Below are 12,460 nucleotides of genomic sequence, written 5' to 3' on the forward strand. Positions count from 1 at the left end.
CCAGAGTCAATAGCTTGGCTCAACCCTGAGGGCTTATCCCGAACTCAGGTTAAATTAGGATAATCTCGTTTCAAACCAATTAGCCCGTTTGCATCATGTCTTCAATTTCATCCCATTCCGTACTCATTGTCACATTAGCCTATCACTATAAGGACCTGGTGGACTACGTTCGACATTATTTCGGGGATCGTCACTTCGCATATGAAGTAGTACATGATGTCTGTTTGCAACTCATTGAACATCCACCGGAAAAGGTCATTCACACACCACTCGCCTTTTTACGACGGGCAATAAAGAACCGCGCAATTGACCTTTGCCGCAATGATGAAAGACAGCGCCGTTATATCAACTCCGTGGCAGAAATACCTGATATTCATGCGCATGATACAGATGGTGCGGCAATACTGGATTTCACCCAACGACTGGAAGCGCTCAAACGTATTATCGAGAGCCTGCCACCCCGTCAGCAGCAAGTATTTCTGTTGCATCGCCTGCACGGCATGCCACAACTGGAAATCGCTCAGGAATTGGGTATTTCACGCAATATGGTGACCCAACATTTTTCACGAGCCATGGCAACCATACAACGCACGTGGCACTGGGAATAAATGCGCCCACCACAGCAAGAACCTCAATCCGCTAACAAGCAAGATATACCAGCGGATGACAAACTATCACCTTATGAAAATGCATTACGCGCACATTTTCCTTCGCGGGAAGAAATTCTGCAGGAAGCTAAAACACAGTGCAAACGCCGGCGACGTATCAAATCAGCTATCGGCACTGCGTTATCCATATTGCTGGTCAGCATCTGGCTGATCGACCCCGTGCTGCAAAGCTGTCAATTCACTACAACAATCGGCCAGCAATCGGCCTATACCTTGCTCGACGGCAGCGTCATCACCTTGAATACACAGACTACCGTACAGGCTGAAACCCGATTGCGCTCGCAACACCTCACGCTTACCCAGGGTGAAGCATCATTCCATGTTAAACATAGCTGGCGGCCTTTCATGGTTTATGCCAACCATGCAACCATCCGCGATATTGGCACAGTCTTTAATGTACGTCATACCCAGAAAGGGGCCATGGTTACCGTGATAGAAGGGGCGGTGGAAATCAGCACCCCAACAACCAAGCAGATACTGATACAAAATCAAGCCACCCTCACGCACGGTCATTCGATTGCACCCATTCAATCCCTTGCAGCCACCACTGCAGCCGCCTGGCTACAGGGTAAACTGATATTCGATGGCACGCCATTGCAGGAAGCCATTGCTGAAATACAGCGCTATCGCCAGGCCCCACTGATCATACAGGATGAAAAAGCTGCCCGTTTGCGTGTATCAGGTGAATACGACATTCAAGGTATCGAATCTCTGATCGACACTTTACCGATCAGTATCGCTGTCAGGATACGACGGGCACCGGACAATACCGTTACCATAGAAAGCCGCTGATTCCTGGGAACCCGAGCGAGAGTAAAAAATTTCCAACACACCTCAACATTTGCTTCTTGATAAACGCCAACCCTGTGAAAGCCAAAAATTCACAGTGGAGCTATTCAGATGCAAAACAGAATTAAAAGTACGCTTAAAAACACGCTATACGGCATAAGGTTTCATGTATTCGAATCCATCCTACTGATATTGTTGTTGTTCAACAGTCATCCCACTGTACTCGCTGCGGATACCCAGATCGATATTCCAATCCAACCGCTGGATAAAGCACTCAATACACTGGCTCGCCAAACAGGTGCGCGCATTATATTTTCGACCGATCTGACCGAAACCAGAATGGCGCCGGCAGTCAAAGGAGCATTAACACCCCAACAGGCACTGGAACGGCTACTGGCAGATTCTGGCCTGGTATGGCAAGCTACCAGTGATCACGGTTTTACAGTCATATCCGCACAACTAGCCACTAATCAGACCAGCACCCTACCGACGGTAACCGTATCAGCAAGCGTGGGTACTGAAAATCAGACAAGAGTCAAAGCAGATACGGCTGCGGTAACACGTTCAGGCGCTTCCATTCTCGACACGCCGATGACAGTCTCTGTCATTCCGGTTGAAACCGCGATTGATCAAGCAGCACAAACTATAGGCGATGTCGTGCGCAACGTCGCGGGTGTACGTACGACAAGTTATGTCGGTACTTATGATGCACTTTTTACCCGCGGTTTTGTACTTTCGAACGTCAATAACTATTTGCGTAATGGTTTTCGTTACATCAATCTGATGCAGCCAGCGCATCACAACGTGGCGCGTTATGAAGTCATCAAAGGTGCGATGTCGATGGATTATGGCCGGGTCGAGCCTGGTGCGCTGATGAATATCGTCACCAAGCAGCCGCAGGCGGAGCGATTTCATGAAGTCAGGCTAGGCATCGGTAGCAAGGGCTATTATGAGGCAGCACTGGATGTGACCGGTGCGGTAAATGAGTCAGCTACCATGCTCTATCGTTTTAATGCCGGCACGACACGGCAGGCTTTCATCGTCGATGATGTGAAACCGCAGCAACATGATGTTGCCGGTGCATTGACTTTCAAGTTGACTCCACAGACGCGCTTGGATCTCGATTTGGAATATACTCACCGCAAACAACTTACTTATGTAGGGTTGCCGCTACCCGACCCGCAGAATATATCTAGTGCCAATCGTTTGCTGAACAAGTTTTACGGTGAGCCGGAAGCTACTTTTAAAGGTAGCCACCGACTATTCACTGCGAGACTGGATCACCGATTCAATGACGCATGGTCCGTAAATTTCGGCTACGTCAATAATCGAACCATACGTGATTACACAAATGTTTATTTCATGGGTGAGGTAATTGACGGTAAGGTTCATCGCTATGCTTATCCAGGCGATCAATTCATGACTGCACAGACCATTCAGGCCCAATTGAAAGGAAATTTGATGCTGATGGGCATGCGCCACCTCGTCACTGTGACAGCCGATACTTCATCCTACAAAGAGCGGGGTGGGTTTCCATCAGCTGACGATTCGCTCGATCCGGTTGATCTCTATGACCCTCGTCCCACCGGCGGTGCTTCGTTGAGCGCACCCTATGACATCAAAGTGCGAGGCAGTATGCGCGATTACGGTATCGCTTTTCAGGATTATGTGAGCATCAACCGTTACCTGAACCTGCTCGCGGGATTGCGCTATTCTGCCTATAGCGATACGCCCACCGATTGGAGTGGTGCCACAGATATGGTCATTCCTCGGCAAAAATACAGCAATATCGATCCGACTGTAGGTGTAATTTTCAAGCCACAGCCTTGGGCGAGTATTTATGGCTCGTACACTCGTTCTTCTGCGCCGAATGTAAATGTATTTACCGGCCCGGGCCAATATGCACCCCCTTCCAAGGCACAGCAATATGAAGTTGGCGCGAAAGCTGAGTGGCTAGATGGCCGACTGCGTACTTCAATGGCCTATTTCAATCTGACTAAGACCAATGTACCAACAGCCTCGCTGAGTGATCCAGCATTTCGGGAAATCAGTGGTGAAGTCAATTCCGAAGGCTGGGAGTTTGAAGCCGTTGGCCAGTTGACTCATCGCTGGAATGTAATCGCGGGCTATGCATACATCGATACCGAGATTACCAAGGACAACACACCTGCCAATGTGGGCAAGGAGCTGTCTTTTACACCGCACCATTCTGCTAATTTATGGACAACTTATGATTTAAGTGGGTTTGCCCAGGGTTGGACAGTAGGCGGGGGCGTATATTACACGGGTAGCAAATATGTAAATAATACCAACCTGGCGCGACTGCCAGCGTACACAATCATCGATGCTATGATCGCCTACACTTTCAGATTTGGTCTGCCGGGTACACGCCTGCAAGTCAATCTGCGTAATATATTTGATAAGACGCATTACGAATCAGGATCGGCCTCAGGCGCTAATTTCAGGGTGCTTTATCCAGGGTTGCCCCGTACTGTATTGGCTAATCTGATCGTGCCATTTTGATCCGATGAATCTGTATCTCTCAAGGTCATTACCTGGCCTTCTCTACAGGCTTATTGGGATAAGCTCTTATGACTTAACAGCCATATGAGTCGATACCCGAACATCTCAAATCTATCGCACAGGCTGCACTGCCTCACACTGCGCACCGATCCACTGACCGCTCGTTTCGGCATATACATACAGCGGTGTACCTTGGACCGTACTGTTGAATTCCGTTTTGCCAGTAAAACTCTCGGGAGTAGAGAAAACACCTTCAGCGTGACCGTTCCCTTTGAAACGGGAATTGTCACAGACAAGTTCCACCTGATAGCGATTCGCGGACCGGGTGGCATTTACGACCGAACATCCGGACTGATTCTCGTAAAAATGCGAAGGAATATCCTGTTCTGCCATCTCCGGAGTAATACACACCTTTGAAATGGCAGCACCTTCCTGAATGCGCGGCATTTTCAATCCATATTGCCTGGCAAGACTGGTAATCTGCTGCATCTGCTCGGATGGAACATGTGCAACCAGCCCGAGCAGATCCGATCGGGTCGTGACTTCCCATAAGCCGGGTCGAATAGTGTCTTCACACCAGCCGGATGTACCGATCATCGAAAACAGGATAATCGTTGCAAGCTTGCGCATGGCTGCCCCGTCAATAACGATTGAAAATAATTAATGATGTCCGCGGTCGCTTTTATCCTTTTCCCTGACTTCAAGGATTTCGGCATCTTCAATCATGCTATTTTTTTGCTCGGCCGCAGCAGACATTGACTTCCGGAATTTACGCCGTAACCACCAGAATCGGGCACCAATCACACCAGCTACGGCGACAAACAATGCCAGCACGATTGAAAAAAAGAATGCGCCCAACACTACCACTACAGTCACTGCCGGTATGAGCGTCAGGTAAAACAGCCATTTGTTCGCTCTTGGTGTTTTCAAAGATTCACCCTCGGGGCCGGCTTGTCCAGAGTGTCCAATCCGCCTGATAATTATCTTTCTGAAATCGTCGTACATTGCATCCACTCCTCTATTTCAGCCACACTTTTAGGTACCGCTCCGGTAAGCACTTCATGTCCGGTCGGTGTAACTGCCACATCATCCTCGATTCTTATGCCTATATTCCAGAAATGTTTCGGAACATCTTCAGCCGGACGGATGTAACAACCCGGTTCGACCGTCAACGTCATTCCCGGTACCAATTCACGCCACTGGCCAGCCTGTTTATATTCTCCGGCATCATGTACATCCAATCCCAGCCAGTGCCCGGTCCGGTGCATATAAAAACGTTTATAGGATTCCGTTTCGATGACAGTATCCGGACTGCCCTGGCACAAATTCAAATCAATAAAGCCTTGCACCAGCACCCGCAAAGCAGCCTGATGTGGTGAATCCCAGTTGCTACCGGGCCGAATCGTGTCAATTGCAGCACACTGCGCGGCAAGTACCAGTTGATAAACATCTTTTTGTACAGTGGAAAATCTGCCATTCACTGGAAAAGTACGTGTAATGTCCGCCGCATAGCCGTGCAACTCACAAGCCGCATCGATCAGCAACAAATCATCTGCCTGCAGTTGCGCGTTGTTCTGAATGTAATGCAGTACACATGCATTCGCACCACCCGCCACGATCGATGTATAGGCGGGAGCCTCAGCGCCCTGCCGGCGAAATTCATACAGTAATTCAGCTTCTATTTCATACTCATATCTGCCAGGACGGGTTGCCCGCATGGCACGCTTGTGTGCCTCCACTGAAATCCTGGCTGCTTCACGCATCACTGCCAATTCATCGTTATTCTTGATCAGACGCATTTCATCGAGTAAATGGCGGATATCCCGGATTTCAGCAGGTGCCGATACCCCCTTTCTGACCTGTTCCCGTACCCGGCTGATCCACCCTACCACACGCTGATCCCAGGAAGTATCATGGCCGAAGGCATGAAATACGGCGGGCTGATCCGCCAGAAGCTCACCGGCCAGTTCATCCAGCCGGGTAATGGAATATGCTGCATCAAAACCGAAAAGCTCCCGTGCGGCTTCCGGCCCATAACGAAATCCATCCCAGATTTCGCGCTCGATATCTTTGTCACGGCAAAATAAAATTTGCTGCGAAGTATTTGCGTCGCCGGTTGCAACCAGTACCAGCACTGCTTCGGGTTCGCGAAAACCTGTCAGATAGTAGAAATAACTGTCGAAACGATAAGGATAATGCGTATCCCGGTTACGGTATTTTTCCGGCGAAGTAGCAATCACCGCAACGCCATGCTGTATTTTTGACAGCAGATGCTTTCTGCGATCGATGAAGGTCTGGGTCGGAGTCATATTGTCAGATTCTTGCAGGAATCATGGAAGAAAGCAAAGAAACGGCTACACATCTTGTCAACCTGGTAAACCCAATATCCATTCAAAAGCATTATTAACTTCCCGTTTCCATTTATGGTTAAAATGTGACATTTCCTTATGAGGTCCCATCATGTATCGCATCGCCCCGAGTATTCTTTCCGCCAATTTTGCCAGACTGGGTGAAGAAATCACGCAGGTTCTGGATTCTGGTGCAGACATCATTCATTTTGATGTCATGGACAACCATTACGTTCCCAATCTGACGATCGGACCACTGGTGTGTGAGGCAATCCGCCCCTTAACCAAAGCGATGATCGATGTGCATCTGATGGTAGAACCGGTTGATCGTATCATTCCTGATTTTGCCAAGGCGGGCGCCAACATCATTTCCTTCCACCCGGAAGCCTCACGTCACATCGATCGTACGATCGGACTCATCAAGGAGCAGGGATGCAAGGCAGGACTGGTTTTCAATCCGGCCACCTCGCTTTCGTATCTCGACCACGTCCTGGACAAACTCGACCTGATCCTGATCATGTCGGTCAACCCCGGTTTCGGCGGGCAGGCTTTCATTCCCGAAGCACTGAATAAATTACGCCGGACCAGGGAACGTATCAATGCAAGCGGCCGTGACATTCTGCTGGAAATCGATGGTGGTGTAAAAGTGGATAACATTGCGGAAATCGCCCGGGCCGGTGCAGATACTTTTGTGGCCGGTTCTGCCATTTACGGTGCAGGTAAAGAAAGTGATCCTCACCGCTATGACAGCATCATTGCCGCCATGCGCGCTGAATTGGCAAAAGTCGCCTGATCAGGAACTGGTTACTCTCATGACTCAATCCAATACACAACCATCTGACTCAAGCTTGTTCCCGTTACCACTCAAAGCCATCATCATCGATCTGGATGGCACCCTGCTCGACACTGCACAAGATCTGGCTCTGGCCGCCAATGAAATGTTGCGTGAGCTGAGTATGGCGGAACTGCCCTCATCGACTATCCAAACTTTCATTGGCAAGGGCGTTCCCAAGCTCGTCAAGCGCACACTCACCAACAGCCCGGATGGCGAACCGGATCCCGAACTCTTCGAACAGGCGCTACCGATTTATGAACGTTGCTATGCGGAAAATCTGCATGTGCATACACGACCTTATCCCGGTGTCGTCGAAGGACTCGAACAACTCAAGCAAAGTGGGTTCCGCTTGGTCTGCATTACTAACAAAACCGAAATTTTCACCCTGCCATTGCTGCGCAAAACTGGCCTGCTGGATTATTTCGAACTGGTATTGTCGGGTGACAGCCTGCCGAAGAAAAAACCGGATCCACTGCCATTGCTGCATGCCTGCAAACACTTCGACATATTGCCCAAAGCCGCATTACTGATTGGTGATTCATCGAACGACGCTATTGCTGCACGTGCAGCGGGCTGCCATATTTTCTGTGTACCTTATGGCTATAACGAAGGGCATGACGTACGTGAGCTCGATTGCGATGCAGTAGTCGATACTATCATGGATGCCACCCGGTTGATCACCTACCGGCACAACACTTGATCAGCTTACGGCAAACTTTCGTTGGCTACAGCAGCCTTGATTCTATCGACCGGTAAAGCTTCATCTCATTAATCCGACCATTTCAGCAATACCTTGTTTTCTATGAATCATTGCATAACTGAAAGTGAATTCAACGATCTAGCAGCACAAGGCTATAACCGGATACCGCTGGTGTTGGAGACATTCGCTGATCTGGACACGCCTCTCTCCATTTACCTCAAGCTGGCAAACAAGCCTTACTCCTATTTACTGGAATCAATCCTGGGAGGGGAGCGATTCGGACGTTACTCGGTCATCGGATTACCTGCAGAAATACGGTTGGAAGCCTGCTCCAGCCTTGTTCGCATCATCAGTCGCAACGAAATGAAGGAAGAAATCGACACCAGTGATGTGCTTGGTTTCATCGGCACCTTCCTGAGCCGGTTCAAGGTAGCACCCCATGCGGGATTGCCTCGTTTCAGCGGAGGGCTGGCCGGGTATTTTTCCTATGACACCATTCGTTACATTGAGCCGAAGCTGGCAGGACATGCACGTCCGGATACGATACAGACACCGGATATTCTGTTACTGCTGTCGGAAGAACTGGTTGTCATGGACAATCTCTCCGGTAAGCTTTACCTGATCATCTACACCGACCCGGTGCTGGAAAATGCCTATCAGATCGGCAAAAATCGTCTCCGGGAGTTGCTGCATAAACTGCGAGAACCACTCTCAATACCAGTTGAAAAATCTACTTCCTCCGAAGCAGCTGTAAGTGAATTTCCCGAAGCTGACTTCATTGCCGCAGTGGAAAAAGCCAGGCACTACATCCTGGAGGGCGACATCATGCAGGTCGTCCTCTCGCAACGTACCAGCAAACCCTACTCTGCTTCGCCACTGGCACTGTATCGTGCACTGCGAAGCCTCAACCCATCGCCCTATATGTTCAATTATCATCTGGGGGATTTTCATATCGTCGGCGCCTCACCGGAAATTCTGGTCAGACTGGAAAAGGATACAGTTACTGTCCGTCCAATTGCCGGTACCCGACCACGTGGCCAGGATACCCAAGCTGACCAGGCACTGGCGGCAGATTTGCTGGCCGATCCCAAAGAGCGGGCGGAACATATCATGCTGATGGATCTGGGACGCAACGATATTGGCCGAGTTGCCCAGACCGGTAGTGTAAAAGTCACTGAAAACATGCAGATAGAACACTACTCGCATGTCATGCACATTGTTTCCAATGTCGAAGGAAGGCTCAAACCGGGTTTGAATGCGATCGATGTACTACGCGCCACCTTCCCTGCGGGTACCGTCAGCGGAGCACCTAAAGTCAGGGCAATGGAAATCATCGATGAGCTGGAAATCTCCAAGCGCGGTATTTATGCCGGCGCGGTCGGTTATCTCGAATTCAATGGCGACATGGACTTGGCCATTGCCATCCGTACCGGCCTGATCAAGGACGGTATGCTGCATGTGCAAGCGGGAGCCGGTATCGTGGCTGACTCCGTTCCACAAAGTGAATGGATCGAAACCTGCAACAAGGCGAGGGCAGTCCTGCGAGCAGCAGAAATTGCTGAAAGTGGCCTGGACAGCACGATTACCTGAAAGCTATACAAAATACGAAAACAGGTTCTGTACCTTCGCCTTAGCCATTTATTTGGCACATCAGTGCCAATACAAAATTATTACCAGCTGACTTATTATGATTACGACCCAATTTCCCCTGTCAGGATTGATTGGAACGGGTACCCACGCCGTATTCATAAACAAGCTTACCTCCCAGCCAGCCGCCGATACAGAGAACGATCAACCCCGCAACAGACATGGCAATGGCAACCATACCCGGCTGGCCCAAACGGGTTCCTTCCAACCTCAGAAACAGACTGACTGCATAAAATGACCAGCTAGCCATCATCAGCATCATGTGCTGATTGGCGACCTTCATCGCCGGACTCTGTTGATCAATTTTTCCAAGCTCCATCAGGCCCGCCACCATAGCAAGTAATGCAGTAATCGTACCGATAACGAGCAGCACCCCGGTCACCCGACTGACTTGCTCATCCATGAACAAGCCGGCAATATCCCCTAACGTTGCAAGAAACAAGGTCGCAACGGGAAAATGAACCAGCATCGGATGAATGGGGTGTCTCATATCAATCTCTCCTTTTCGAAACTTACAACAATACGCTCAACAGTGTAAGAAAGCCTGCAACAGCCACCCCGGCATGAATGAAGACGACGCCTTTAGGTGCTATCGCTGATTTAGCATGGAGTGAAGCAAGATAAAATCCACCTAATGCAGCCACAACCAGCAGAGCCAGTGCAGCAGTCAGACGATTGTTTTCCGGTCCTTCCATTAGCACCAGTATCAGTGTTACCAGCCCTGCTGCACCCAGCAGAGCATGTATGATGGAAACAGGCCATGGAGCCAGCTTACCAGCAAGTACCTTGGAAGCCAGAAATACCCCCCCTAATGCCGCAATTGCAAAAATCAGAATTGAAATATTCAACATCTCAGTCTCCTCCTCTTTTTTTACCGAGAGGATTCCACTATACTGCAAGTTAAAATACTTTCGCAATATAAATATGTTAAAACATGAGATAACGGTTCATCATAAATTATGAAATCTGCTTTGTCATTGCTGGGGGAACGCCAGCAATCTCTGCTCACCGCCCTGTTACATCATCGCAAAGGGCTGACAGTAGAAGAATTATCTAGTCTGCTGACTATTTCCCGTAATGCCGTCAATCAACATCTTACTCATCTGGGCAGCAGCGGTTTCATCCAGAGCGCCTTGCAGGAAAGTACCGGCGGCAGGCCGGGCCGGGTATACACGCTGACACCCAATGGCCTGGAACTGTTCCAGCGGCGATACTCATTTCTGGCAAAGCTGCTGCTTTCCTGGATAGACAAAAATATGGGCGAACATGAGCTCGATATTTGTTTGACCGAGCTTGGCAAAGAAATGGCAAGCGGGTTGGAACATCGCCTCACGCAGCATGCTTCCCGCAGTGACAAACTTCAGGAAGCCATTACCATCATGAGCGAGCTTGGTTACGATACCGAAATATATCGGATATCAGAAAACCAGGCAGAAATTGTCGCAAATAACTGTGTTTTTCAGGAACTGGCTCAGCAGCACCAGGAATTTTGCAAACTCGACATCAGTTTCCTGAAGCATTTGCTGAAAGCCGATATCGAACACACGGAATGTATCGTCAGAGATGGAAAGTATTGTCGCTTCAAAATAACCAGTCCTGGCGAACCTCGATCCTGATAATCATATTTGCAGCAAATGGCAACATTATTTATCCGAATATCGTAAACCTGAATAAAAAGGCTCATCTTTTCCCCGATCCGATAGAACAACAAGCAGGAAATCACTCTATGCGCCCATTTCGATGCAACAGAACCGGTACCTCGCTATTCATGTTATTCAGCCTGCTTGCTGCCTCTTCGGTTCTTGCCGAAGAAACCGGGTTAATCAACACGCTGACCGGCTACAACATCAATGAAATCACGCCTGCCCCATCAATCAAACTGAAATTTAGAGGATGGGTGGAAGCCGGATTTACCGGTAATCCTGGGGATCCACATAATCATTCGAACTTCCCGGTGGCATTTAACGATGGCGCCAACCAGTTCAACCTCCACCAGGTTTATGCCTATATCGAAAAAGAAATAGATCCCGGCAGAAATTCGTGGGATATCGGCATGCGCGCCGACCTTTTGTACGGTACAGATGCAAAATTCGTCAAGACTTCCAGCTTCGACTCAACCATTCTGGGAGATAACCCGAAACATCAACTGGTATTTCCTCAACTGTATGTCAATTTGTATGCACCAATCGGGAATGGTGTAAGCATGGCGGTCGGTCATTTTTATACGATTATCGGGTATGAGTCTCCGATGTCACCCAACAATTTCTTTTTCTCACATGCCTACACCATGCGGTATGCAGAGCCTTTTACACACATGGGTATCATGCTTTCCTATCCGGTCAATGACAATCTTACCGTTAAAAGCGGGGTTGTTACCCGATGGGATGCCTTTTCCAAGCACTCTCCTGACTATCTGGGGGGGCTGAATTACATCACCGATGACAGAAAAACCATGCTTTCCGCATCACTGATCACTGGTGATGTAAAAACCGGCCCTCTGAACCATGACCATAATCGTACGATGTATAGCATCGAGCTGGAACGAAGCATCACTGATAAACTGCATTACGTGGTACAACATGACTTCGGAATTGAAGCGGGAACACCGAATTCTTCCTCCGCTACATGGTATGGAATCAATCAGTATCTTCTGTATGATATTTCAAACCAGCTTGGAGCAGGACTACGTTTTGAATGGTTCCACGACCAAAACGGAACCCGTGTAATGAGCAACGGCAATGATGAAGATTTCATCGGTGTTACTGCAGGATTAAACTACAAACCGATCCCCGGAATCACGTTGCGTTCCGAAGTTCGCTACGATATGGCCATTCACCATGATGTGTTCAAGGACGGTACAGACAATGACCAAATACTGCTTTCGGGCAGTGCCATCCTGCATTTCTAATTTTCCAAATGTACTCTGCCTGACTGAGCACTTACTGCTTCA

General features: G+C 49.0%; 13 protein-coding genes. 8 read left to right on the forward strand and 5 right to left on the reverse strand.

Annotation, left to right across the window (positions count from 1 at the left end):
• The first annotated feature begins 95 nt into the window (after positions 1–95).
• The 3 genes from ABUL11_RS06680 (at position 96) to ABUL11_RS06690 (ending at position 3,980) form a co-directional block, all read left to right on the forward strand.
• A complete protein-coding gene (locus tag ABUL11_RS06680) occupies positions 96–608 on the forward strand; it encodes an RNA polymerase sigma factor (RefSeq protein ID WP_350283087.1) in 513 nt (170 codons plus the stop codon).
• On the forward strand, positions 609–1,460 hold the full coding sequence (locus tag ABUL11_RS06685; RefSeq protein WP_350283088.1) for a FecR family protein: 852 nt from the start codon (positions 609–611) through the stop codon (positions 1,458–1,460).
• A gap of 108 nt (positions 1,461–1,568) precedes the next feature.
• Complete coding sequence (locus ABUL11_RS06690; RefSeq protein WP_350283089.1) at positions 1,569–3,980, forward strand: TonB-dependent siderophore receptor; 2,412 nt, start codon at positions 1,569–1,571, stop codon at positions 3,978–3,980.
• 111 nt (positions 3,981–4,091) lie between these two features.
• On the opposite strand, the gene ABUL11_RS06695 is transcribed toward ABUL11_RS06690, so the two are convergent.
• Genes ABUL11_RS06695 through ABUL11_RS06705 form a run of 3 tightly spaced genes read right to left on the reverse strand, consistent with a single transcriptional unit; the run spans position 4,092 to position 6,289 of the window.
• Entirely contained in the window at positions 4,092–4,610 is a 519-nt protein-coding gene (locus tag ABUL11_RS06695; protein ID WP_350283090.1) for a DUF3617 domain-containing protein, read from the reverse strand.
• A gap of 30 nt (positions 4,611–4,640) precedes the next feature.
• Entirely contained in the window at positions 4,641–4,910 is a 270-nt protein-coding gene (locus tag ABUL11_RS06700; RefSeq protein ID WP_350283091.1) for a hypothetical protein, read from the reverse strand.
• 50 nt (positions 4,911–4,960) lie between these two features.
• Positions 4,961–6,289: an aminopeptidase P N-terminal domain-containing protein gene (locus ABUL11_RS06705; RefSeq protein WP_350283092.1), complete on the reverse strand. Its 1,329-nt coding sequence runs from the start codon at positions 6,287–6,289 to the stop codon at positions 4,961–4,963.
• A gap of 151 nt (positions 6,290–6,440) precedes the next feature.
• On the opposite strand from ABUL11_RS06705, the gene rpe reads away from it, so the two are divergent.
• The 3 genes from rpe (at position 6,441) to trpE (ending at position 9,453) form a co-directional block, all read left to right on the forward strand.
• Entirely contained in the window at positions 6,441–7,121 is a 681-nt protein-coding gene (gene rpe / locus ABUL11_RS06710) for a ribulose-phosphate 3-epimerase (protein ID WP_350283093.1), read from the forward strand.
• Positions 7,122–7,140: 19 nt separating this feature from the next.
• Entirely contained in the window at positions 7,141–7,863 is a 723-nt protein-coding gene (locus ABUL11_RS06715; protein WP_350283094.1) for a phosphoglycolate phosphatase, read from the forward strand.
• 102 nt (positions 7,864–7,965) lie between these two features.
• Positions 7,966–9,453: an anthranilate synthase component I gene (trpE, locus tag ABUL11_RS06720; protein ID WP_350283095.1), complete on the forward strand. Its 1,488-nt coding sequence runs from the start codon at positions 7,966–7,968 to the stop codon at positions 9,451–9,453.
• Positions 9,454–9,574: 121 nt separating this feature from the next.
• On the opposite strand, the gene ABUL11_RS06725 is transcribed toward trpE, so the two are convergent.
• Positions 9,575–10,000 carry a DUF2231 domain-containing protein gene (locus ABUL11_RS06725; RefSeq protein WP_350283096.1) on the reverse strand — a complete coding sequence of 142 codons (426 nt, stop codon included), beginning with the start codon at positions 9,998–10,000 and terminating at the stop codon, positions 9,575–9,577.
• A 22-nt stretch (positions 10,001–10,022) separates the two neighbouring features.
• Positions 10,023–10,361 (reverse strand): hypothetical protein, encoded by a 339-nt coding sequence (locus ABUL11_RS06730; RefSeq protein ID WP_350283097.1) that lies wholly within the window; start codon positions 10,359–10,361, stop codon positions 10,023–10,025.
• A gap of 108 nt (positions 10,362–10,469) precedes the next feature.
• On the opposite strand from ABUL11_RS06730, the gene ABUL11_RS06735 reads away from it, so the two are divergent.
• Positions 10,470–11,126, forward strand: coding sequence for a helix-turn-helix transcriptional regulator (locus tag ABUL11_RS06735; protein WP_350283098.1), 657 nt, complete (start codon positions 10,470–10,472; stop codon positions 11,124–11,126).
• Positions 11,127–11,236: 110 nt separating this feature from the next.
• A complete protein-coding gene (locus ABUL11_RS06740) occupies positions 11,237–12,418 on the forward strand; it encodes a porin (protein ID WP_350283099.1) in 1,182 nt (393 codons plus the stop codon).
• Positions 12,419–12,460: the final 42 nt, after the last annotated feature.

Origin of the sequence: Nitrosomonas sp. (assembly GCF_040256045.1) — a bacterium.
Classification (GTDB): domain Bacteria; phylum Pseudomonadota; class Gammaproteobacteria; order Burkholderiales; family Nitrosomonadaceae; genus Nitrosomonas.